The sequence below is a fragment of the Sphaerisporangium sp. NBC_01403 genome, assembly GCF_045040145.1.
GTDB lineage: Bacteria > Actinomycetota > Actinomycetes > Streptosporangiales > Streptosporangiaceae > Sphaerisporangium > Sphaerisporangium viridialbum.
Window position 1 is genome coordinate 9,087,167 of sequence record NZ_CP109534.1, and the last position, 24,110, is coordinate 9,111,276.

The 24,110-nt window shown below is 69.2% G+C and carries 15 protein-coding genes; 5 read left to right on the forward strand and 10 right to left on the reverse strand.

Going from position 1 to position 24,110, the window contains the following annotated elements:
• Positions 1–269 precede the first annotated feature (269 nt).
• Positions 270–1,448 (reverse strand): BMP family protein, encoded by a 1,179-nt coding sequence (locus tag OG589_RS41020; RefSeq protein WP_405144116.1) that lies wholly within the window; start codon positions 1,446–1,448, stop codon positions 270–272.
• 989 nt (positions 1,449–2,437) lie between these two features.
• Between OG589_RS41020 and OG589_RS41025 the strand changes: the two genes are divergently transcribed.
• Positions 2,438–8,182 carry a ThuA domain-containing protein gene (locus tag OG589_RS41025; protein ID WP_405144117.1) on the forward strand — a complete coding sequence of 1,915 codons (5,745 nt, stop codon included), beginning with the start codon at positions 2,438–2,440 and terminating at the stop codon, positions 8,180–8,182.
• Positions 8,183–8,349: 167 nt separating this feature from the next.
• On the opposite strand, the gene OG589_RS41030 is transcribed toward OG589_RS41025, so the two are convergent.
• Entirely contained in the window at positions 8,350–11,703 is a 3,354-nt protein-coding gene (locus OG589_RS41030; protein ID WP_405144118.1) for a glycosyl hydrolase family 95 catalytic domain-containing protein, read from the reverse strand.
• Positions 11,704–12,141: 438 nt separating this feature from the next.
• Between OG589_RS41030 and OG589_RS41035 the strand changes: the two genes are divergently transcribed.
• The 3 genes from OG589_RS41035 (at position 12,142) to OG589_RS41045 (ending at position 14,453) form a co-directional block, all read left to right on the forward strand.
• Positions 12,142–12,612, forward strand: coding sequence for a hypothetical protein (locus OG589_RS41035; RefSeq protein WP_405144120.1), 471 nt, complete (start codon positions 12,142–12,144; stop codon positions 12,610–12,612).
• Positions 12,613–12,816: 204 nt separating this feature from the next.
• Positions 12,817–13,374, forward strand: coding sequence for an RNA polymerase sigma factor (locus OG589_RS41040; protein ID WP_405144121.1), 558 nt, complete (start codon positions 12,817–12,819; stop codon positions 13,372–13,374).
• On the forward strand, positions 13,371–14,453 hold the full coding sequence (locus OG589_RS41045; RefSeq protein WP_405144122.1) for a CU044_5270 family protein: 1,083 nt from the start codon (positions 13,371–13,373) through the stop codon (positions 14,451–14,453). The genes OG589_RS41040 and OG589_RS41045 overlap by 4 nt, the downstream gene beginning before the upstream one ends.
• 134 nt (positions 14,454–14,587) lie before the next feature.
• On the opposite strand, the gene OG589_RS41050 is transcribed toward OG589_RS41045, so the two are convergent.
• Positions 14,588–15,331 carry an MBL fold metallo-hydrolase gene (locus OG589_RS41050; protein ID WP_405144123.1) on the reverse strand — a complete coding sequence of 248 codons (744 nt, stop codon included), beginning with the start codon at positions 15,329–15,331 and terminating at the stop codon, positions 14,588–14,590.
• A gap of 24 nt (positions 15,332–15,355) precedes the next feature.
• Entirely contained in the window at positions 15,356–15,772 is a 417-nt protein-coding gene (locus OG589_RS41055; RefSeq protein ID WP_405144124.1) for a DUF6157 family protein, read from the reverse strand.
• 386 nt (positions 15,773–16,158) lie between these two features.
• Here OG589_RS41055 and OG589_RS41060 point away from each other — a divergent pair, with 386 nt between their 5' ends.
• Positions 16,159–17,334 carry a macrolide family glycosyltransferase gene (locus tag OG589_RS41060; protein WP_405144126.1) on the forward strand — a complete coding sequence of 392 codons (1,176 nt, stop codon included), beginning with the start codon at positions 16,159–16,161 and terminating at the stop codon, positions 17,332–17,334.
• A gap of 15 nt (positions 17,335–17,349) precedes the next feature.
• On the opposite strand, the gene OG589_RS41065 is transcribed toward OG589_RS41060, so the two are convergent.
• The 6 genes from OG589_RS41065 to OG589_RS41090 all read right to left on the reverse strand — a co-directional run bounded on the left by OG589_RS41065 (position 17,350) and on the right by OG589_RS41090 (position 23,865).
• Entirely contained in the window at positions 17,350–18,468 is a 1,119-nt protein-coding gene (locus OG589_RS41065) for a hypothetical protein (RefSeq protein WP_405144128.1), read from the reverse strand.
• Positions 18,465–19,724: a glucarate dehydratase family protein gene (locus tag OG589_RS41070; protein ID WP_405144130.1), complete on the reverse strand. Its 1,260-nt coding sequence runs from the start codon at positions 19,722–19,724 to the stop codon at positions 18,465–18,467. The genes OG589_RS41065 and OG589_RS41070 overlap by 4 nt, the downstream gene beginning before the upstream one ends.
• On the reverse strand, positions 19,718–20,623 hold the full coding sequence (locus tag OG589_RS41075) for a 5-dehydro-4-deoxyglucarate dehydratase (protein ID WP_405144132.1): 906 nt from the start codon (positions 20,621–20,623) through the stop codon (positions 19,718–19,720). The genes OG589_RS41070 and OG589_RS41075 overlap by 7 nt, the downstream gene beginning before the upstream one ends.
• Before the next feature lie 132 nt (positions 20,624–20,755).
• On the reverse strand, positions 20,756–21,616 hold the full coding sequence (locus OG589_RS41080; protein ID WP_405144134.1) for a carbohydrate ABC transporter permease: 861 nt from the start codon (positions 21,614–21,616) through the stop codon (positions 20,756–20,758).
• Positions 21,617–22,567 (reverse strand): carbohydrate ABC transporter permease, encoded by a 951-nt coding sequence (locus OG589_RS41085; RefSeq protein WP_405144136.1) that lies wholly within the window; start codon positions 22,565–22,567, stop codon positions 21,617–21,619.
• Complete coding sequence (locus OG589_RS41090; RefSeq protein ID WP_405144138.1) at positions 22,564–23,865, reverse strand: ABC transporter substrate-binding protein; 1,302 nt, start codon at positions 23,863–23,865, stop codon at positions 22,564–22,566. Before OG589_RS41090 ends, OG589_RS41085 begins: the two co-directional genes overlap by 4 nt.
• Positions 23,866–24,110 lie beyond the last annotated feature (245 nt).

The window sequence follows — 24,110 nt, forward strand, 5'->3', positions numbered from 1 at the left end:
CGTGTCCAATTCCGCGCGTGCTGGCGCGCCGTAGGCAGCCGCGGTCCATGGTCTGCCCCGAGAACTCACGTCGCGACTGATACGCCTGTGATCTGGACAACTATGCCCATCAGGGCAGAAGTGCTACAAGCCAGCAATGCCAAGATTCAATATCGATGTTCGACCGGATTGGCATGATACGCACCGTCCGTAATGGGGGCCGGGTGGTCGTTACGCAAGGTGACCATCCCGATGCGCGCTTACGAGACGGCCTCCCGGCCGCACCCTGGTCACCGCCGCGAGCAGGCGCCGACCGCAGGCATCGAGACGGAAGGCGCCACGGGCTCGGCGGCGTCGGCAGCACTCTGCGCTGACGAATGCGACAAGGGGCCGCGAGGTCGGGAGAGTCGGGTCGGGACCTTGATGGCGCCGGTGGCGATCTTTCGTTTGTACGCGTCCAGCTTGATCCTGATGTCGTGCACCTTGCCGCCTGTGGTGGCGTAGTCGATGCCTCCGGACTTCATGCCGTAGATCTTGATGCCGGGCTTCGTCTTCTTGGTGGTGAATCGTTTGATGAAGTCGTACACCGCGGCGTCGGCCCGCTTCAGCACCGAGGTGAGGATGGCGTCGCGGACGGTGGCGTCGGCGCTCAGCGCCTCGTCCACATCGGAGCCGATGGCGAGGCCGCCCGCGGCCTTGGCGGCGGCGAACACGCCGGAGCCTGAGGCGCCCGCCGCGTGGAACACCACGTCGGCGCCCTTCTTGTACAACGCCCGAGCCTTGGCCTTTCCTCTTTGCGGGTCGGTGAAGCCGCCGAAGTCAGGGGAGACGGTGATGAAGCTGGTATCCAGTTTGACGCGCGGCCGTACCGCTCTGGCACCGGCCTGGAAACCCGCCTGGTATTTCTGGTTGTACGGGTCCTTGACTCCGCCCACGAATCCGACATGGTGGGCGCGCGATTTCAGCGCCGCGGCCGCGCCGGCGAGGAAACCGGCCTCGTTCTCGGCGAAAAGGAGGTTGGAGATGTTGGGGCCCTTGAAGGTCGCGTCGTCCACGATCGCGAACTTCGTGCGCGGATATTTGACGGCGATCTGCGCCAGCGGCAGCGCGTAGGTCAGGCCGACCGCGATGACGGGGTTGTGACCCTCCGAGGCGAGACGGCTGAGCAGCTTCTCCCTCTTCTCGTCGGTGTCGCCGGCTCCCGTCTCCACTTCCTCGACGGGGCCAAGGCCCAGCTTCGCGACCGCTCGGTCGATACCCGCCGCGACGCTGTCGTTCAGTGCCTGGTCGCCGCGGCCTCCGATGTCGTAGGCGACCCCGATCCTCACCTTCCTTGCCGTGACGCTTGAGGCCTCAGCGGTCTTGTCCTTGATGCTTCCGGCATCGGCGGTGGCGGCGGCCGTACTGCCGCATAAGCCCACCGTGACGACGAGGGTGAGCGCGATCCCCGAGCGGACGTGATGATTCAAGCTGATCTCCCCGTGTATGCCCCCGAATGCGACCTGCCATCTCAAGCTAAGCGACGGATATGGATCACGCGGGCTTGGATGGCCCGCCCCAGATGCTCCGGCTCCCGGGACCCTCGCCGGCCTGGAGTGCGTTCGAGACGTCTTCGGCGCGGATGGTCGGCACCCTGCGCGGGCGTACGGGTGCCGGCTGTGAGCGATGCACGTTCGTGACCGTCCGCCGGTTGGCCGGGCGTACCGGGGCGGCGGCGTCGCGGTCGTGGTAAGGGGGCGGTTGGTATGTCCAGGCCAGGCGACCTGCCCGCGTCGATGGACCTTTTGGGGGACCCGAGAGGCCCCCGGTGTCGCGGTGCCCAGGGAACGATCCCTTCGGTCATTTGGGTCTATACAGGCACGAAGGAGCTGTGTTAAAACCTCGTTAATTGATCTCTAAGAAATAAAAAGCGGGTGTGACGGCGTGGACGACGACGACGGCACCCCTCCTGTGCGCCGGGCGGTGCCCGCGCGCGGCCAGGTTTCGGCGTCCTCTCACGGGGCGTGACGAGCCTGGCCGGCGTGGTGTCCGGCCGGCGCATCAACGATCAGACCCTCACCCGGACCGACCTCACCATGTGACGGCACGACGGAGACGGCACCTCTCCGGCTACACCCCCCCGCATCACCCCGGCAACCAGCGCGGCGGAGACGGCACTCCTCCGGCCACACCCCCCGGCAGCGCGGCGGCGCGCGCCTTGCCTGATTGAGTCATGAGGTCAGGACGACATGCACATTCCTCACCATTCCTGGCTGGCCCCTGCCCGAGATCCGGTGGCCACGACGGCCATCGGACGACGACCATGCCCCCCAGCGCCCGCAGGACGGGCGCGACCTTCCTCGCATCTCATCGCCGCCCCCCACTTCGAGGAATCCTTGATGCGCATAACGCACCCGTACTTCCCTACGCCTCCCGGCGCCGTCCATGAGCAACCCCACGACAGCGTGCGGGGTGTGGCATGAGAAGGCTGCTGACCGCCCTCGTCCTGCTCGCCTCCACCCTCCTGGTTCCGGCCACCGCGGCGTCGGCCGCCAACGCGTCGACCGTCCCGGGCAAGGCATCGGCCGCTCCCGGCAAGGCGGCGGCCGCTGATCCGCCGTTCTCCGCGCTGGTCTTCTCCAAGACCGCGGGCTTCCGGCACAGCTCCATCCCCGCGGGTGTCGCGGCCATCAAGAAGCTCGGCCAGGAGCACGGCTTCACCGTCGACGCCACCGAGGACTCCGGAGCCTTCACCGAGGACAACCTCGCCAAGTACGCCGTGGTGGTCTTCCTGTCGACCACGGGCGACGTCCTGGACGCCGCCCAGCAGACCGCCTTCGAGCACTACATCGAGGGCGGCGGCGGGTTCGCCGGCATTCACGCGGCCTCCGACACCGAGTACGACTGGCCCTGGTACGGCAAGCTGGTCGGCGCGTACTTCAAGCAGCACCCCGCGCCGCAGCAGGCCGTCGTCAAGGTCGAGGACCCCGCGCACCCCTCCACCGCGGGCCTTCCCGACCGCTGGTCCCGCAACGACGAGTGGTACGACTTCCGCACCGACCCGCGTGGCACGGTCCACGTCCTGACCTCCATGGACGAGACCAGCTACAGCGGCGGCACGATGGGCGCCGACCACCCCAACAGCTGGTGCCAGAACTACGACGGCGGTCGTTCCTGGTACACCGCGCTGGGCCACACCGACGAGTCCTTCGCCGAGCCGAACTTCCTGAAGATGCTGCTGGGCGGCCTGCAGACCGCCGCCGGCGTGGTGCCGGCCGACTGCACGGCGAGCCTGGACTCGGCCTTCGAGAAGGTCACTCTCGACGACAACACCTCCAACCCGATGATGCTGGACGTCGCCGCTGATGGCACCGTCTTCTACATCGACCGGCTCGGCGACATGAAGGCGGTCAAGCCGGACGGCGGCGTCGTCACCTCGGGCCACCTGGCCGTCTTCACCGCCAACGAGAGCGGACTGCTCGGCCTGGCCCTCGACCCGGCGTTCGCCACGAACCGCTGGGCGTACCTGTACTACTCGCCGCAGTCCAAGGTCGTGGACCGGCTCTCGCGCTTCACCATCAGGCCGGACCTGACGCTCGACCTCACCAGCGAGAAGATCGTGCTGGAGGTGCCCGTACAGCGGGCCGAGTGCTGCCACCACGGCGGCGGCATGGTGTTCGACAAGGCCACCGGCGACCTGTGGCTGGCCAACGGCGACAACACCAACCCGTTCGCCTCTGACGGGTACACCCCGATCGACGAGCGCGCCGGGCGGTCCGCCTGGGACGCCCAGGGCACCTCGGCCAACTCCAACGACCTGCGCGGCAAGGTGCTGCGCATCCACCCCGAGCCGGACGGCACCTACACCATCCCCGCGGGCAACATGTTCCCGCCGGGCACGGCGAAGACCCGTCCGGAGATCTACGGGATGGGCTTCCGCAACCCCTTCCGCATCGGCATCGACTCCAAGACGCACAAGCTGCTGGTCGCCAACTACGGTCCGGACGCGGGCAACCCCAGCGCCACGCGCGGCCCGGAGAACACCGTCGAGTGGGACATCCTCAACGCCCCCGGGTTCTACGGCTGGCCGTACTGCGTGGGCAACAACAAGCCCTACATCGACTTCGACTTCGCGACGAACACCTCCAAGCAGGCGTTCGACTGCGCGGCGCCGAAGAACGACTCGCCCAACAACACCGGCATCACCGACCTGCCCAAGGCGCTGCCGGCCACCGTCTACTACCACTACTCGCCCGACCCCGCCTTCCCCGAGCTGGGCGGCGGCGGCGCGCCGATGGCGGGCCCCACGTACCGCTTCGACCCCGAGCTGGTGTCCGACCGCAAGTGGCCGGCCTACTGGGACGGCAAGGCGGTCTTCGGCGAGTGGAACCAGGACCACCTGTACTCGTTCCAGCTCAGCGCCGACGGCTCGCAGCTGGTCGACATCAACCCGATGCTGGCCTCGATGAGCTTCAAGAAGCCGATGGACATGAAGTACGGGCCCGACGGTGCCCTCTACCTCATCGAGTGGGGCTCGGGCTTCGGCGGTGACAACACCGACTCCGGCGTCTACCGGATCGACTACGTCCAGGGCAACCGGGCGCCCATCGCCAAGGCCAAGGCCGACAAGGCCTCGGGTCCCGCGCCGCTGACCGTGAAGTTCTCCAGCGCGGGCTCGGCCGACCCCGACGGGACTCCGCTGACCTTCGCCTGGGACTTCGACGGCAACGGCACCGTCGACTCGACCGAGGCCAACCCCACGTACACCTACACCGAGACGGGCAACTTCACGGCCGTACTGACCGTGAAGGACGAGGGCGGCAAGACCGCCACCGCGAACGTCCCGATCGTGGTCGGCAACACGGCGCCGACCGTGAAGATCAACCTTCCGCCGGACGGCGGCCTGTTCGAGTTCGGCGACCAGGTGAAGTTCACCATCACGGTCACCGACCCCGAGGACGGCACGATCGACTGCGCGAACGTGAAGGTGCAGGCCATCCTGGGTCACGACACCCACGGCCACCCGCTCGACCAGTACACCGGCTGCTCGGGCACCCTGCAGACCACCCTGTCCTCCGGGCACAGCGACGGCGACAACGTCTTCTACGTGCTTGAGGCCAGCTACACCGACAAGGGCGGCGCGGGCTCCTCGGGTCCGCTGACCGGCAGGGCCCAGGCGCTCCTGCAGCCCAAGCACAAGCAGGCCGAGTTCTTCACCGAGACGGGCCGCATCCCCGGCGCCGCCGGCACCGGCGACCCCGGTGTGAAGGTGGAGACCACCTCCGACACGCAGGGCGGCTTCAACAACATCGGGTTCATCGAGGACGGCGACTACTGGAGCCACGACCCGGTCAACCTGACGGGGATCGGCGCCCTGAGCTTCCGCGCGGCCTCCGCCTCCACCGGCGGCACGATCGAGGTCCACGCGGGCAAGGCCGACGGGCCGTTGGTGGGCAAGGTCGACGTGACCAACACCGGCGGCTGGCAGACCTACGGTGACTTCCGGCTGACGCTGACCGACCCGCCGACGTCCAGCGGACCGCTGTACTTCGTCGTCCGCAGGCCCGCGGGCAGCGACAACACCGGCGGGCTCATCAACGTCAACTGGACCGACTTCATCGGCAAGGGCGTCACCGACAACCAGCGCCCCGCCGTCGTCATCAACGCGACCCCCGACAAGGGCCCGGCGCCGTTGCAGGTCAGCCTGCACGCCGAGGCGAGCGACCCTGACGGCGACACGCCGCTGACCTACAAGTGGAACCTCGGCGTGGCCGGTGCCCCGGCTCCCACCACGCCCGACGCCTCCTACACCTACCAGGCGCCCGGCAGCTACGACGCGTCCGTCACCGTGACCGACGCCAAGGGCGCCTCGCGCACCGAGCATGTCCGCATCACCGTGGACAGTCCCGGCACCACCTGCCTCACCGGCAAGTCCGACGGCTTCGACGGCGTCGCGCTCGACCGCTCGCGGTGGACCGTGCTGGGCGAGAACCAGGACCTGCGGGTGGCCGGCGGTGCTCTGCACATCCCCACGGCCCTCGCGGACATCTACGGCACCAACAACACCCCGATCCCCAACCTGGTGCTGCAGCCCACGCCCAACGGAGCCTGGCAGGCCACGGCGAAGCTGACGATCGCCGCGAAGGACGCCTATCAGCAGGCGGGCCTCATCCTCTACGGCGACGACGACAACTACGCCAAGATGGTGATCCAGGGGCGTAACACCAATGACCCGGCCGCTCGCATCTTCCAGTTCATCAGGGAAGAGGCGGGCGTGCCGAACGAGGTGGCCGCGTCCAACACCGCCAACCTCGGCGCGGGCTTCCCCAACACCGCCTACGTCCGGCTGGCCAGCAACGGCACGACTCTCACCGCCTCCTACTCGGCCGACGGGCTGACCTGGACGGCGATGCCGCAGACCGACAAGGCCATGGCCGGCATCGTCAACCCGCGCATCGGACTGGCGTCCTTCGCCAGCACCGGCAACAGGCCCGTCATCGACGCCGCGTTCGACTGGTTCCAGCTCACGCCGGACGCCAGCGCGGGCCCGGTGACGCCGGACGACGAGTTCGACGGCGACTCCCTGGACGCCTGCCGGTGGTCCACCATCGTCCGCCCGGACGCGGCGGCCACCCGGGTGACCGGCGGCAACCTGGAGATCGACACGAGCAAGGGTGACATCTACGGCACCGACAACAGCGGAGCGAAGAACTTCATCCTGCAGACCCCGCCGTCCGGGGACTGGAGCGTGGAGACGAAGATCGACGGCTCGGCGTTCAACGAGGCGTACCAGCAGGGCGGCCTGATCGCCTACCTCAACGACGCCAACTACGTGAAGCTCGACTACCTCGCCGACAGCGCCACCTCGCGCAGGGTGGAGTTCCGCAGTGAGATAGGCGACGCCGTACAGAACCCGCAGCCGCAGATCAGCGACCTCACCCAGGGCGTGTGGTGGCTGCGGCTGACCAAGGCGGGCACCACCTACCGCGGGTTCGCCTCCTCCGACGGCAAGGCCTGGACCGAGATCGGCACCGGCTTGGTCAACGCCGCGGTGAGCAGCGCCAAGGTCGGCGTGTTCGCCTTCGGGGTCAACGCGGCGGCGTCCAAGACGGCGAAGTTCGACTTCTTCCACGCCTCGTGGGGGCAGCCGGCCGACACCACGCCGCCGAAGATCTCGGCGACGACCACCCCGGCGGCGCCCGACGGCGGCAACGGCTGGTTCGTCTCCAGCGTGGCGGTCACGGTGACCGCCTCCGACAGCGGATCGGGGCTGGCCTCCACCGAGGTCAGCGTGGACGGCGGCCCGTGGGCGCCGTACACCGACCCGGTGAGCGTGTCCTCCGACGGCGTGCACAGCGTGGCCTACCGGGCCGCCGACAAGGCCGGCAACACCGCCGACGGCACCATCCAGGTGAAGAAGGACACCACGGCGCCGCTGACCACCGCCCAGTTCGCTCCGGCGAACGACGACGGCTGGCACGGAGCCACCGTGCCGGTTACGCTCACCGCTTCCGACGGCGGCTCCGGGCTCGCAGGCATCGAGTACTCGCTCGACAAGGGTGCCTGGAAGTCGTACACCGAGCCGGTCAACATCACCGGCGACGGCAGCCACACCCTGGCCTACCGGGCCAAGGACAAGGCCGGCAACGTCGAGACCGAGAAGGCCGCGGCCCTCAAGATCGACGGCACCAAGCCCACCGTCCTGGTGTCCGGCATCGCCGACACCCAGATCTACGGCGACAGCCAGGACCTGCGCATCACCTGGCAGGCCGTGGACGGCACCTCGGGGGTGAAGACCCTGACCGGCACACTGGACGCGGGGGCCTACTCCTCGGGCAGGCTGCAGGCGCTGTACGAGCTGGCGCTGGGCACGCACGCGCTGTCGGTCACCGCGACCGACTACGCGGGCAACGCCACCACCACGAAGGTCACCTTCGGGATCACCACCTCCACCAGGGACCTGAGCCTGTTGATCGACAGGTTCGTGGCTACCAGCAGGCTCAGCCAGGCCAGCGGCAACAAGCTCCAGGCGCAGCTGACCAAGGCCCGCAAGGAGGAGGCGAAGAACAACGACGCCAAGACCATCAAGGAACTGGAGAAGTTCAAGACCCTCGCCACCGACCCGAAGATCGTGCCGGCCGCCGAGATCCGCGACGTCCTCGTCCGCGACACCGACACGGTGATCGCCAAGCTCTCGGGACCCGCGAACAACAAGAAGAAGTGATGACACCCGGCACGGGGACGGTCCGGCCGTCCCCGTCGCCACCCGCCACTCCTACGCACGCGCGCGGACGGTCCTGACCGCCGGCGCATGACACCCGACGGCGGCCCGGTCTCCTGGAGACCGGGCCGCCCTGTTCTCTGGTTCCCTGGAGCTGTTTCAGTGAGTGGCTAGAACGCGATCTCCCGCCAGGTGGGGACCTCCGCCGCGGTCAGGGCCCTGGGGAGGATGGCGATCCGGTCCACCGCACCGGACAGCCGCTGGCCACCGCCCTGGTCGGCGGCGAACTGGAGCGGCCGGGTGGCGCATCCGGTGATGCCGTTGGACGACACCTGGCCGCCGCCGATCCGGGCGCCGTCGACGTACACGGTGATCTTCCCGTCCTTGGCGAGCGTGATCACCAGGTCGAGGTAGCGCCCGGTGGGGAGGGTGGCATCCGTGGTGACGTTCATGTCCGCGCCGATGAACCGCACCTGGTTGCCCGGAGTGAGGTCGATGAGCACACCGTCGTTGCCGGGGTTGCCCGAGGGCTGGGAGTCGAACAGCCGCCGGTAGCCGCTCCCGGCCACCTTGACCTCCGCCGCGAAGGTGGCCTCCCTGAGGTAGCCCAGCATCGTCGGGGCGCTCCTCAGGTAGTTCGACCCGTTCAGCACCAGGCCGCTGCCGCTGGGCGCCGAAGCGTCGTACTCCGCGGTTCCGACGACCGTGGCGTCCCGGCCGCTGCCGGAGCGGTCGGCGACGGCCGTACCGGACGCCGGGTCCCAGGCGACCAGTGCCCGATCGGCGGGCGGCACCGCGCACGGGGTGACGGCCGCCGCGGCCGAACCCGAGGCGGACCAGTTGTTCGCGCTGAGTACGGCGTCGATCCGGGCCGACCGGGTGACACCGTCACCCTGTCCGGCGGTGACGTCGAAGGACACGGTGCGGGTCTGGCCCGGCGGTACCGCGGGCAGCTTCACCGAGGCCGGGTCGGCGGTCCAGCCCTTGGGCAACCGGAGCGCCAGGGTCGCGGCGGGGACGGCGCGCTTCCGCGTCGCCGCGACGGTCACCTCGACCGGCACGGTGGCGCCGAAGCCGATCTCGGCGGGCGCCGCGACCGCGACCTCGACCTCGTTGTAGATGGTGTACGTCTTGCCCGCCCGGGCGTTCCAGGAGAGTGTGTCGCCGTCCCGGTGCGGGCCGACCTCGTGTCCCTGCTCGTCGTAGACGCGGTAGCGGCCGGCGATGGCGGCGGAGCGTACTTTGATCTGGCCGGTCTTCCCGGGGTGCAGGGTGATCGTGCGGGCCGCGCCACCGGACCACGCCACGTCCACGGTCACGTCGCCGCGGGCGCGCAGGCCGGTGACCGAGCCGGACTTCCACACCGCGGGCAGTGCGGGAAGCACGTCGATGGTGTCGTGCTGGCTCTGGAGCAGCATCTCCGCGATACCGGATGTGGCGCCGAAGTTCCCATCGATCTGGAACGGCGGGTGGGTGTCCCACAGGTTCTGCAGCGTGGACGTCTTCAGCTGCTCACTGAGCATCTTGTGAGCGTGGTCGCCGTCGAGCAGCCGCGCCCAGAAGTTGATCTTCCAGGCCTTGCTCCAGCCGGTGCCGCCGTCGCCGCGCGCGGTCAGCGAGACCTTGGCGGCCTCGGCCTCCGGGCTGCCCGCGACGATCTGCCTGCCCGGATGCAACGCGAACAGGTGCGAGACGTGCCGGTGGTCGTCGGTCTTGGAGTCCCAGTCGTTCTTCCACTCCTGCAACTGCCCCCACGAGCCGATCCGCAGGCCGGGGTCGAGCTTCGCCAGCGCGGCGCCTACCTCCGCCTGGAACGCCTTGTCGACGCCGAGCTTCTTGGCCGCCTCCACCGCGTTGGTGAAGACGTCGAAGACGATCTGCTGGGACATCGACGCGCCCGCGGAGAAGTCGCCGTGCTCGGGGGAGTAGCTGGGGGAGACCACGAGCTTGCCGTCGCGGGGGTCGGTGTGCAGGAAGTCCAGCCAGAACTCGGCCGCCCCCTTGAGCACCGGGTAGGCGGTGTCGCGCAAGTAGGCGACGTCGCCGCTGAAGCGGTAGTGGTCGTACATCTGCTGGGTGAGCCACGCCGCGGCCTCGGGGAACCAGAAGGAGCTGGCCCAGTCGTGCAGACCGGTGAACCCGAAGGGGTTGGTCTCGTTGTTGACCACCCAGCCGCGCGCCCCGTAGATGTCCTTCGCGGTCTTGGCGCCTGGGGCGACCATGGCCTTGACGTAGTCGTCGTAGGGGGCGGTGGTCTCGGCCAGGTTGGTCTGTTCGGCCAGCCAGTAGTTCATCTGCAGGTTGATGTTGACGTGGTAGTCGGCCGACCAGGGTGGGTTCGTGGAGTTGTTCCACACGCCCTGCAGGTTGGCCGGCAGCGAGCCGTCACGCGAGGAGGCGATCAGCAGGTAGCGGCCGTAGGCGAAGAACAGCGCCTCCAGCGCCCGGTCATCGGTGGACGACCCGCCGGTGTAGGCGCGCAGTAGCCGGTCGGTGGGCACCTGCGGGGTGCTCTGGCCCAGGTCCAGCCGCACGCGGTCGAACAGTTGCCGGTAGTCGGCGACGTGCGCCCGCTTGAGCTCGTCGAAGCTCTTCCCGGCCGCCTGGTCCACGGCCCGGGTCACCTTGTCGTGCGGGTCGGAGCCCCGGTAGGCGGGATAGGTGTCGGCGTAGTCGGTGCCCGCCGAGAGCACGAACGTCGCGCTGTCGGCGTCGGTGACGGTGATCCGGTCGGTCCCGTCGGTACGGCTGCCGCCGTCGGTGATCACCTGGATCTGCGACTCGAACTTCATGCCGTTGTCGGCGAGCGCGCCCCGGATGGTGAGCCGGCCGTTCGCGACCGAGACCTGCTTGTCCGAGCGCGGCGAGGAGGTCCGCAGGGTGAAGGAGACCTTGCCGCCCTGGTCGGCCGAGACCTTGCCGACGATGACGCCGCCGGGATCGCTGGCGAAGTACTCCCGGTTGTAGGTCACCCCGTCCGCCGTGTAGCGCACCCGGGCGGTGGCGTCGCGCAGGTCGAGCTCCCTGCGGTATCCGGTCGGGTTGGCAGGCGCGCCTGGGACGTCCAGCCACAGGTCGCCGAAGGTCTGGTAGGAGCCGAACCCGCTCTTGGGCTGGCCGAGCTTGGCGGCCACCGCTTCCGGCGACACCTTGCCGTCGCGGTCGATCTGGGCCTGTACGTCGGCTATCGCGTTCGGCCGCGGGCTCGTCCAGTTGCCGGAGTTGTAGCCGCCGCGGGATCCGGGGCCACCGGTCCACAGCGACTTCTCGTTGAACTGGATCTGCTCTGTGCCGACTCCACCAAAGATCATCGCACCGAGCACGCCGTTGCCGATCGGAAGCGCCTGTGTCTCCCAGTCGGTCGCCGGCTTGTCGTACCAGAGAGTCAGGTCATCGGATGTCGTCGGAGAAGCTGATGGCGTGTCCGGGTCGGCGAGCGCGGAACCTTGGATGGCCAACGTCGTGGCCAGCATCAATGCGGAAACGACAGCGGCGCCGAAGCGCTTTCTCGGGGGGCGGGTCAAGAGACCTCCGTTCACGGGAACCGTACAGATCAACGGAATAACACCGAAATCCCTGCGTAACAAGGTCTACTCATCCGATGTTTGCGCGGTTGTTATCGATGCCTACTGTGAAGATCCAGCCGCTCGCTGGCTGTAGGGCGAGGTGGTGCCATCATCTTCGTCCCGTGAAGATCCGATGCATCGAGCGCCAAGTGCGCGTACGTTGGAGGACAAAAGCGGCAATCACGGAGCTATCATCTCTACCGATCGGATGACCGTACGGCCTGAGGGTGTGAACTTGGAAGGTAGCCCTACTCTGATAAGACATCCGATGTCTGAGGTCATGGGGAAGGTCACGTCGGCGTGTCAAACGCTCAAGCGCCGGATGTACGGCCGCCGGAGTCCCGGGGTCGGCCGCTGCCTGTACGGACTCGTGCGAAGCGTCATACGATGCGGTTCATGCCGAATGTGGGGCCCGTGGAGCTGTTGATCCTGATCATTCTCGTGGCGGCGATCGTGGCGATCGTGGTGGGCGTGATCATGATCAGCCGAAAGGGACGCGCACCGTCCGTCCCGCCGATGAGGCCGGCAACGCCCCAGGATCTGCACCGCGTCGTCACACAGTTGACGCTCCAGAGGCGCAAGATCGAGGCGATCAAGGAGCTGCGCCAGTACACCGGGCTCGACCTGCGGAGCGCCAAGGCCGTCGTCGATGCCGTGGCCATGGGTCAGGACATGTGGAGTCATCCCGCCATGGCGCGGTTCAGGCCCATCGAGGACGCGGCCCCGCCGCGCGCCGCCGGTTCCGACCTGGCCACCCGCGTACGCGAACTCAAGCTCGCCGGCCGCGAGGAGCAGGCGGTCCATCTGGTGCGCGGCGAGACCGGCATGGGCCCCCGGGAGGCCCAGCTCTTCGTCGACAGCATCTGACCAACGGGCGGCCCGGCTTCCGTCGACGGACCGGCAGGGTCAGCGAGCGGAACCACTCCCGGGCTCGAGCTCATCGCTGTTCGCTTGATGCGCGCCTGTGGCCGCGCCGCCCCGGATACCTTCGGTGATCTCCCGTGCCCCTGTAAGAACTCGGGCGATTCGCCCACTTCCTTGGTGATAGTGCACTTAGGGAAGGGAGGGCGCATGAGCGAACCTGGTCCTCGGGACCGGTTCACCGTGTTGTACAGCTCCTGCTATTCGCGCGTTCACGCGTACGCGGTGAGCTGTGCGGGACGGCAGCTCGCGGAGGAAGTGGCGAGTGAGACGTTCTGCGTCGCGTGGCGGCGGATCGACGACGTGCCTGATGATGCGCTCCCGTGGTTGCTCGGCGTCGCCCGCAACGTGCTGCGCGAGTCGTATCGCGCGGAGGCTCGGCGGCGGTCGCTGGAGAACGAGCTGTCGGCCTGGGTCTCGGCGGAGGAGCTGACGACGGGCGACGTCGCCGAGTCGGTCACCGAAAGGGCAGCCGTCCTGCGGGGGCTCGCCGCGCTCTCGGATGGTGATCGTGAACTGCTCACGCTGGTCGCCTGGCACGGGCTGCGGGCCGCGGACGCGGCGAAGGTCGTCGGCTGCTCCACCGCCACGTTCTTCGTCCGCCTGCACCGCGCCCGGCGCAGGCTGGAGCGTGCGATGGCCGCGGAGCCCGACACCATCACCTTGCCCTCCGCATCGCTGGCATCAACAAAGGAGTCAGTCCGGTGAAGAAGACGGATGTGCTGAAGTCGCTCGCCGATGTCCGCCCCGCCTCGCTCGACCCGGCGGGCGACCCGGAAAGGCTCGACCGGATCATCGCCGCCGCGAGCACGCGGCCGTCCACGGTCCCGGTCGTCCCTCGTCGCCGCCGCGTCAATCTGGCGTGGGGCGCGGGAGTGGTGGCGGCGGGGCTCGCGGTGGCCGTGACCCTGGTGTCCGGCAGCGCCGGCGACCGGTCGGCCGAGCCCGCCGCGCGGGGCCTGTTGCTCGCCGCCGCGGAGCAGACCATGGACGCGCCGGCCACCGCCGGCCGGTACTGGCATACCCGGGGTGTGAACTCGGGCGGTCTGCTGCCGGACGGGCGAACCTCCCATGGCGTCTGCCGAGACGAGACGTGGGTGGCGAGGTCGCCCAACGATCCCAGCTGGTGGATGGTCAACTCCTGGACCCGCGTGGACGCCGTCGAGGGCGCCCCACCGCCCAAGAAGGGCGAGTTCAGCTCGGACCAGGCTCATTTCACCTGCGCCCGCGGCAATCGAGCGATAGACGATCAAACAGGAAAGACACCTTACGTCGGGCGGTTGAACCACTTCGCCGAGCCGGGGTCGAGCTGGCCCAATGTCAACGGCAAGGCGGTGTCCGTCGCTGACATCGAGCGGCTGCCGACCGAGCCGGCGGCGCTGAGAGAGGTTCTGGTCCAGTGGCAGGGTCCTGGCACGATCAGCGACAAGAGACGGAACGAGATCCTCTTCGGGCAGGCGGCCGAACTGCTGCTCGAACTGCCCGCCCCCTCCGGCGTCAGGGCGGCGCTGTTCCGGCTGATGGCCGACCTTCCCGAGGTCCGTTCCCTCGGCGGCGTACGCGACCCGCTGGGCCGTGACGCGGTGGGGGTCGCGCTCCGGATCTGCGAGCCCGGCTACGGCACCGAGTCGCAGGTCCTGTTCGACAGGAACACCGGCCGCCTGCTGTCGGTCGGCACATCGGTCGGCAAGCAGGGCTGCGCGGAGCTTCGACCGGCCGGTTGGAGCGCCGTTCTGGACTCCGGCTGGACCGACGAACTTCCGAACGTGCCGGCGGACCACGCCTGACCAATCGCCACCCCGGCCCGGCAAGGAACTGTCCGTAGGAATCGCGAACGCCCCCTGCCTGGCGCAGCCGTGACCTTCTGACGGTTGCCCGTCCGGGCCTCTTTCCCTGTGTGAGACGGCTGTGGCTTTCGGTGTCACAGGTGTACGACCATCCCCTGCCGGGCTACGGAGATCTCGGCGTCGAAAGCCGTCAGGGCCGCGGCCAGCGCCTCCGCCGGCGGGGTGTCCGGCCACAGGTGGGTGAGCATGAGGTGCCCGGCTCCCGCGGCGGTGGCGACCTGGGCGGCCTGGAGCGCGCTCGACAGGTAGGGGGCGTCCTCGACCGGAACGGTCTCGGGGTAGGTGGCCTCGGCCAGATAGAGGTCGGCGTTCCGCGCCAGCTCGTACAGGTGAGGGCTGGGGCCGGTGTCTCCCGTGTAGGCGATGGACGTCCGCCCGGCGGTCACTCGCAGGCCCGCGTTGGGGACATGATGGGGCAGCAGCCAGGTGTCCACGTGGAAGGGCCCCACCTCCAACGGTGAACCGGCCGCGAACTCGCGCAGCTCGTACGAGCCGGCCAGCATGCCGGGGCGGTCCAGGGCGAGGACCGCGTCGAGCGCGCCGGGCAACGTGTGGACGGGCAGCGCGGGCGGCGGGTCGTCGGCCAGCGCGCGGGCGCGCAGAAGCGGGTTCAGGTCGGCGCAGTGGTCGGGGTGGCCGTGGCTGACCAGCACGGCGTCCAGACCGGCGGCGGGTACGAGCTCCAGCAACCGGGGCAGCGTGGCGTACCCGGGGTCGACCAGCAGCCGGAAGCCGTCGTGTTCGATCAGGTAGCCGCTGCATGCCTGCCCCGCGGCCGGCCAGGCGCCGCAACCGCCGAGCACGGTGAGGGTGATCACGGAACCATCATGCTGGATGGCGGGTCAGAGGCGGCTGGAGCGCATGGCCTTGAGCACCTTCGTGCCGTCGTCGGCCAGCAGGGCCTGGTACTCCGTGGAGTCCATCGGGCAGAGCGCCACCCTGCCCTCGGTGTCGAAGGCCAGGCCCCAGCCGTACTTCTTCGGCAGCGGCGAGGCCCGCAGGCAGGCCTGTGACCTGGAGAAGAACTCGTCGCGCAGCCTGGCGACCTCTTGCTCCGAAGCGTCCGGCAGGTTCTGGCGCCGGAACCAGGACTCGAACAGCACGTCTTCCTGCGTGTAGACGTACGGGCTGCCGGCCAGCAGCTCGTACTGCACCACGGCGATGGTCTTTCCGGCGCCTCGGCTCTGGGGGACCACGCTCTCGGTGACGGGGGAGTCGTCGGCCACCGCTATGAGGGTCTGGTAGTAGTTCAGGTCCACGGAGGCGACCCCCAGGGTGTTTCGGTCTTTTGTGCCGTTGTGTACGGATCCTATCGGCGGACTCGGCGGAAGCGCCGCTTGGGCATTCCGGTGCGGTAGTGCACGCATATTTCTGACGGTCTGAAAGCCCACCAAGGATGCGAGCTCTATCTGTCAATTAGACCGCTTGGCAGGGATCCGGGGGCGCCATGCGTGGGGTGGCCGTCGCCGGTGGGGTGGGCTAGGGTTGGGCGCATGATCGACTCGATTCGCATGCGCCGCGCCTGAGGCGGCGCGACCGCCGGGCCTGCTCGCCGTCGGGCGGCCCCTTCTGAGTCATCCCCTCGTACGGGATCCGCTCCTGCGCGCCGTCGGAACACGCTCCTTCGAGAATCCGACAGGACATCATGCGTACGCGCGAACACATCGCCATGATCGGCTGCACTGCGCCGAGCCACATCTACCCCTCGCTGGGGGTCATCAGGGAGCTCGTCTCCAGGGGACACCGGGTGAGCTACGCGGTCGGTGAGAACCTGGCGGGGCTGGTCGAGCCCACCGGCGCCGAAGTCGTTCCCCACCCCTCGCTGCTCCCGACCGGCGACGAGAGCTGGCCGGACGACCCGGCGTCGGCCATGCGGGTCTTCCTCGACGAGGCGATCGCGGTGCTGCCGCGCCTCGTAGAACGCTACGACGACGACCGGCCCGGCCTCCTGCTCTACGACATCGGCGGGCTGCCCGCGCCCGTGCTGGCCGTGCGGTACGGCATCCCCGCAGTGCAACTCTCTCCCACGTACGTCGCCTGGGACGGCTACGAGGACGACCTGGCCGAGACCCTCCACGCCATCCGGACGTCGGACTCCGGCAGGAGCTACCACGCGGCGTACAACGCGTGGCTGCGGCAGAACGGCATCGAGCGGGACACGTGGGACTGGCTGACGAACCCCGAGCACATCCTCTGCCTGATCCCCCGGGCGATGCAGCCCAACGCCGGCCGGGTGCCGCCGAACGTACGGTTCGTGGGGCCCTGCCTGGATCCGGACCGGCTGGCCGACGCGAGCTGGACGCCGCCGGAGAAGGGCGAGCGGGTGCTGCTCGTGTCGTTCGGCACCGCCTACACCGACCAGCTCGACGTCTACCGGGCGTGTATCGAGGGCTTCGCGGATTCGGACTGGCACGTGGTGCTGGCCGTGGGCAAGCGTGTCGACCTGGCGGATCTGGGCCCGATCCCGCAGGGCATCGAGGTGCATCGCACGGTGCCACAGCTGGCCGTGCTCGCGGAGGCTTCGGCCTTCGTCACGCACGCGGGGATGGGCGGGTGCGCCGAGTCGCTGTGGTTCGGCGTCCCGACCGTGGCGATTCCCCAGGCCGTGGACCAGTTCGGCAACGCGGCGACGCTTGAGGAACTCGGCGTCGGACGTCACCTGCCCGCCGAGGAGGTCACCGCGGCGACGCTGCGTGCCGCGGTCGAGTCGGTCGCGGGCTCGGCTGAGGTGGGCGCACGGCTGGCCGAGATCCGTACGTCGGTACGTGCGCACGGAGGTGTCCACCGCGCCGCGGACGCGGTGGAGTCCTACCTCCGCTGACTGAACGGGCGGTCGTCAGCGGATGGCTTCGGTGATCGCCTCCAGGCGGGCGGCCGAGGCGAGGCCGCCGTGGTACCAGTGGATCTCCTGCGCGCCCGCGGCGGTGTACCTCTCGGCCAGCCTGGAGAGGGCCGCACCGTCCGCGGGCCTCGGGGGGAGGGCGAGGACGTACGCGCCCACCCTCGGGCCCAGCCGCCCGAGCGCACGCAGTCCGGCCTCGTCCACCTCGGGGGCGTTCCAGCAGTTGCCGATGAGCAGGTCCACGTCCACACCCTCGGGAACGGTCGCGAAGGGACCCGTGGCCCAGAGGTCGGCGCTGGCGTGCAGGGCGATCGGGATGCCGGGCCGCATCGACCGGGCCCGCGTGACGAGCAGGTCGCGCAACTCACCGGCCAGTCCGGTTCGCAGATCCCGTACGGCTTCCGTCAGGTCGCGCAGGGCGTCCTCCACCGACGCGGGGGAGCCGTCGACGCCCGCACGGACACGGGAGCGAAGCTCGGCCACGTCGAGCCCGGCCCGCTCGTAGCGGGAGGCGCACGCCGTGCAGAAGCAGAGGGACAGCAGCGCCATCTGGACGGCGGACCAGTCGGTGCCGTCCGTCTTCTCGTGGTGGCCGCCGTGGCGGAACCCGAGCGGCCCGCAGGCCTCCAGGATCAGCGCGTCCGGCTCCCCGAGCTCGACCACCTCCTGGACGAGCGTCCGGCAGTAGTCGCGCACATCCGCCGACGCCGGGCACAACGCGTAAGGGTACGGCTCGCCGAAGGCGTTCCTGACGACCAGGTCGAGGTTGGCCGAGCCGAGCAGCGTGTTGTGGGTGAGGACCGTCCATGCGTGGACGGGCAGCCCTTCGGCGCGCAGCGCGTCACGGGCCTCGCCGAACGGGTCGCCCGACGCCATCCAGGATGGCGTGCCGGGAACCAGACGGCTTCCCTTCCACGCCTCCTTCCGGATCGGCACGTAACAGGCGGCGTGCCGGGCGTCGACCAGCCGATGCGCGGGATGAAGAGGGGTCGCCGCCCGGGTCGTGTGGTAGGACGCGGCGAGCGCCACGGAGTCGGCGCCGAGCGCCTTGAGCCGCCCGGCCGCCCGAGCGTCGCCGACGAGGTCCCAGGGGTAGGCGTAGACGACGTTCACCAGCGTGGCCTCCGGGAGGAGAAGGACGGGTCGAAGGTCTTCATGTAGGCCGTGTCGTCGCGCGAGCGGACCCCGCACGTCTCGTACCGCTCGTTCATGACGGCTAGGGCGTCGCGGTCGAGCTCGACGCCCAGCCCCGGGCCGCCGGGCACGGGGACGGCCCCGTCGACGAAGCGCAGCGCGCCCGGCGCGACCACGTCCTGGCCGTCCTGCCACGGCGTGTGGGTGTCGCAGGCGTGGCTGATCGCGGGGGTGGCCGCCGCCAGGTGCGTCATCGCGGCCAGGCTGATGCCGAGGTGGGAGTTGGAGTGCATCGACAGCTCGATGCCGAACGTGGAGCACATCGTCGCGATGTGCGACGAGCGGAGCAGCCCGCCCCAGAAGTGGTGGTCGAGCAGCAGTACGCCGATCGCACCCTGCCGGATGGCCGAGGGGAGGTGCTCGGGGGTGACCACGCACATGTTCGTGGCCAGCGGCATGGGAACGCGGCGTGCGACGCTCGCCATGCCCTCGATGCCGGGGGTCGGGTCCTCCAGGTACTCAAGGACGCCGTCCAGCATCCGGCCCACCTCGACCGAGGTCTCCACGGTCCAGGCGGCGTTGGGGTCGAGCCGCAGGGGGTGTTCCGGGAACGCCTCCCGCAGCGCGAGGATCGCCTCGGCCTCCTCATCCGGTGGACGAACGCCGCCCTTGAGCTTGATGGAGCGGAAGCCGTACCGGTCGATGAGCAGGCGCGTCTGCTCGACCAGCCCGGCGGCGTCGAGCGCGGCGCCGAAGGAGTCCGCCGGCGCGCCGGGATGGCCGGGCCACTTGTAGAACAGATAGGCGCTGTACGGCACGGCGTCCCTGACCTTGCCGCCGAGGAGGTCGACGACGGGACGTCCTTCCGCCTTGCCCCTGATGTCGAGGCACGCCACCTCGAACGGGGAGAACACGCGGTCCACGGTCTTCTCGTGCGTGGACGCGCTGGTCATCCCGTGCTGCTCGGTGAGGACCTCCACGCCGACGGACGCGGCCACCGCCGTGTAGATCGCGTTGTGGTGGTACACGTCGAGACCTGTGAGCAGGCGGGCTGCCGCGCGCACCTTCTCCAGGTGGGCGAGGCCGCCATAGGTCTCGCCGAGCCCGGTGATGCCCTCGTCGGTCACGACCTCGACGATCGTGCGCAGCGCCCACGGCCCGTGCACGCCGGCGGCGTTGAGGAGCGGCGGGTCCCGGAAGGCCACCGGGGTGACGCGGATCTCGCGGATCAGCATCCGACGATCTCCAATCCCCGGGCGATAAGCCGTTCGAGCCGGGCGACGTGCTCGGGGGCCGCGTCGAGCAGCGGCGGGCGGACCGGGCCCGCGGCCAGCCCGCGTAGCGTGACGCCCGCCTTGACGAGCGCGACCGCGTAGCCCGGCATGAGGTCGCGAAGCTCCACGAGCGGACGGTAGAACTCGCCCAGCAGGCGCCGGACCAGCTCGTCGTCGCCGGCCGTGACCGCCTTGTGGAAGCCCAGCGCGACCTCCGGCACGAAACAGAAGACAGCCGAGGAGTACAGGCTGACGCCCATGCCACGGTAGGCGAGGACCGTCATCTCGGCGGTGGGCAGCCCGTTGAAGAAGGTGAACTCGCGATCCGTGGCCTGCCGCACGGCCAGGATGATCCGCTGGAGCAGGTCGAGATCCCCGAGTCCGTCCTTGAAACCCATGACGTTCGGCAGCCGGGCGAGCTCGACGGCGGACGCCGGGGTGAACCGGGCGTTGCCGCGCTGGTAGACGATGGCCGGCAGGTCCGTCGCCGTGGTCACCTCGTGGAAGTAGTTCACGAGGCCCTCCGCCGGGGCGCTCACCAGGTACGGCGGGAGCAGGAGCAGGCCGTCCGCCCCCGCCCGGGAGGCCGCCTCGGCGCACGACCGGGCGAACGGCAGTGAGCCGCCCGCGCCGGAGAACACCGGGACCCGCCCGGCCGTCGCCTCCACCGAGATCCGCACCACCCGCTCGTACTCGTCAAGGCCGAGGGCGTTGAACTCTCCCGTGCCGCACGCGGCGAAGACCCCGCCCGCGCCATGGCTGACGCCCCGCTCGACATGCTGCCGCAGGGCCTCCTCGTCGAGGCGGCCGTCCGAGGCGAACGGGGTGATCGGGAAGAACAGAACACCATCAAGACGCATTTATTCACTCAATCTTTGTTATCGCGGGTCGTGTTCGTGCGAATGCCGACGTCATGGGATCGCTGTACCGGTGCGATCTCATGCCGACGTCTGAGATCGCCGTACGGATGCGACCTCATGCCGGTTCGGGGGTCATCCCTTCACGGCGCCGGCCACCAGGCCCGACAGGAAGGTGCGCTGGAAGGCGAGGTAGACGGCGAGGCTGGGCAGCAGGGCGAGCAGTGATCCGGCGAGCAGCGCGCCCGGCCCGACGCTGGGGTCCGAGCGCAGCGAGGCGAGAGCCACGGTGAGCGTGTAGTCGTCCGGGGTCTCCGCCACGATCAGAGGCAACAGGTACTGGTCCCAGATCATGTTGAAGCCGAAGATGACTATCACCCCGAGCGCCGGGCGGCACAGCGGCAGGATGATCTGCCCGAAGATCCGCATCTCGCTCGCACCGTCCACGCGCGCGGCCTCCTCCAGCTCCGCGGGGATCTCCTTCATGAACTCGCTGAGCACGAAAATGGAGAAACCCCAGCCGCCGAGCGGGAGGATCACGCCGAGCAGCGTGCCTCGCAGGTCGACCCCGAGGAGCGGCAGATCGCCGAGGACCAGCGAGAGCGGGATGGCGATGACCTCCTCGGGCAGCATCATCGTGGCGAGGATCGCCAGCAGCACGAACGCCTGCCCGCGGAAGCGCTTGCGCGCCAGGGCGTAGGCCGCGAAGACGCTGACCGTGACCTGGAGCAGCAGCGCGCCCCCGGCGATGAACACCGAGTTGGCGAAGAAGTGCCACAGGCCCTGGTCGGTGGCGGCGGTGAAGTTGTCCAGGGTGGGCTTGCGCGGGAACAGCGACATCCTGCTCGGGTCGGACGCGTCGTCGAAGGCCCCGGAGAAGACGGCCAGCAGCGGCCCGCAGAACACGATGACGACGGCCGTGTACAGCAGCAGCCGGGTGACCGAGGCGACCGGGTGCTTCCGGCCCCAGCCCCAGCCGAGTGCGGTGTCGAACACCTACGTCTCCCTCCGCCTTCGGTAGAGCGTGATGGTCACGGTCAGGATCAGCGTGGTGAGGAACAGCAGCACCGAGCCCGCCGACGCGAAGCCGAGGTCGTTCGCCTCGAAGCCGAGCGAGTAGATCCGCGTCATCACGACGTCGGTGGAGCCCGCCGGACCTCCGCCGGTGAGCACGAAGACCTCGGTGAAGACGCGGAGTCCCCGGATGCAGGCCAGGGTGACGAGGATCGTGATGACCGGCCGCAGCGCCGGGATCGTGACGTTGCGGATGCGCTGGCGCAGGTTCGCCCCGTCCAGCGCGGCGGCCTCGTAGTACTGTCTGTCGATGCCCGCCAGCCCGGCAAGGATGATCATCATGTCGTACGGCGCGTTCTTCCAGATGCCGACGACGATCACCCACCACAGCGCCGTGTCCGGGTCGTCGAGAAACCTCTCAGGGCCGAAGCCGAGTACGCCGAGCAGCGTGTTGAGCATGCCGTGGTCGCCGGGGAAGTACAGCAGCCGCCAGACCTCGCCGACGACCGCGATGGCCGACACGACAGGGAGGAACGCCGCCGACCTGACGAACCACAGCGTGCGCGCCTTGCCTTCGAGCAGCAGCGCCAGCACGAACCCGACGAGCATCGCCCCGACGGTCTGGCACACGGCCAGGACGATCGTGTGCCCCATGGCCGCGCGGAACGAGTCCTCGGTGAAGACGCGCCGGTAGTTGTCCAGCCCGAGCCACTCGTCGCCGAGGAACGGCTGGACCTTGAAGAAGCTCATCCAGAGGCCGCGCGCCATCGGGATGTACTTGAAGTAGATGAAGATCACGAGCGCGGGAGCCAGGAACAGCCAGGGGATCAGGCCGCGCCCGAGGTTCCGCCGGGGCGGCCGCGCATGGCCCGCCGCCCCGGTTCCCGTACGGCTCCCGCCCTCGGCGCGTGCCGTGCGGAGGGCGCTCATCATCCGGCGACCTTCTGGTTGGCGAGCTCGGTCCGGTACTCGCCCGCCAGCTTGGTCAGCGCGCCCCGCACGTCACCCGTGCAGGTGGCGAAGACCGAGTTGAGCGTCTCGGAGGTCTTCTGGCGGAACGGCTGCCAGTTGGGCACCTGCGGGAACGTCCGGCCGGAGTCCTGGTAGACCTTGGAGATCAGCGACCATCTCTCGTCCTTGCGCTCGGCCATGAGGTCGACGGTCTTGTTGACCGGGATGCGCACGACCGGGTTGGGCAGCGTGCCGTTCATGCCGATGCGCTGTCCCTCGGCGGAGACGAGGAACTCGGCGAGCTTCTTCTGGACGTCGGCGTGCTTGGAGCCCGCCATCAGGTAGATGTTCTCGCCCTCGCCGAGGACGGTGGCCCCGCCGGGGCCCTGTGGCAGGGGCACGACCTCGTACTTGTCCTTGCCGAGGTTCTTGTCGAAGCGGCCCATCATGTACGGGCCGGTGAGGTAGATGCCCGCCTGGCCCTTCTCGAAGAACGGGTGGGCGTCGTCGGTGATCAGCGTGAGCGCGCCGGGCACCACCACCTTGTCCTTGCAGAACAGGTCCTGCAGCTTGGTGACCGCCTCGACCGTCTGCGGCGAGTCGACGGCGGAGGTGAACTTGCCGGGCCCTGCCTGGGTGAGGAAGTCGCCGCCCTGTTCCCAGATGAACGACGAGGCCCACCACGCGGTGTACCCGCGCTGGGTCGAGGCGGGCGCCAGCATGCCGTAGGTGTCGGCCTGGCCGTTGCCGTCCGGGTCCTTCGTCTGGAAGTCCTTGGCCAGCGCGACCAGGTCGTCCCAGCTCTTGGGCACGGGCTTGCCGAGCTTCTCGCGCCAGTCCTTGCGGATGAACAGCGCCATCGCCTGCGTGGAGAACGGGATGGCGTGCAGCTTGCCGTCCGCGCCGGTGGCCTGGCTCCACGCCCGGTCGACGATCTGGTCGGTCCCCGCGATCGACGCCTTGTCGACGGTGCCGACGATGCCCTGCGAGACGGCCGGCCCGAGCAGGCCGGAGTCGGTGATGACGACGTCCGGAAGCTTCCTGGCGGCGGCCGCCTGCTGGATCTTCTGCTCGAAGTTCTCGTACACCGGGACGTACTTGATCGTTATCCCGGTCTTCTTGGTGAACGCGGCCTGGACCTTCTCGTAGACCTTGGCCGAGTCCTTGGTCGAGCGGGTCCAGATCTCAAGGGCGTTGTCGGAGGAGGATCCCGAGGAACCGCAGGCGGTGGCGGCGACCAGGACGATCAGTCCACCGGCGAGGCGGGCGAAGGGGGGCATTCGACCACTCGATTCATGTATGTGAATTCAGGTCAGATTTGTGAACGAATTGCGGCAACTGTAAGAATCGGCCCCGGTGGTGTCAAGCTTTCGCGACATGCCGGAAAAGACACGGACACGTCACGGACACATCCAGAGGCCTCGGCGACACGCGTGGTCTCTGCCGAGGATGAAGCCCCCCGGCCGAATCGTCCCGTCCGCACTGACCTGATCGCAAGCACACCACTGGCCGAAGTACACGCCTG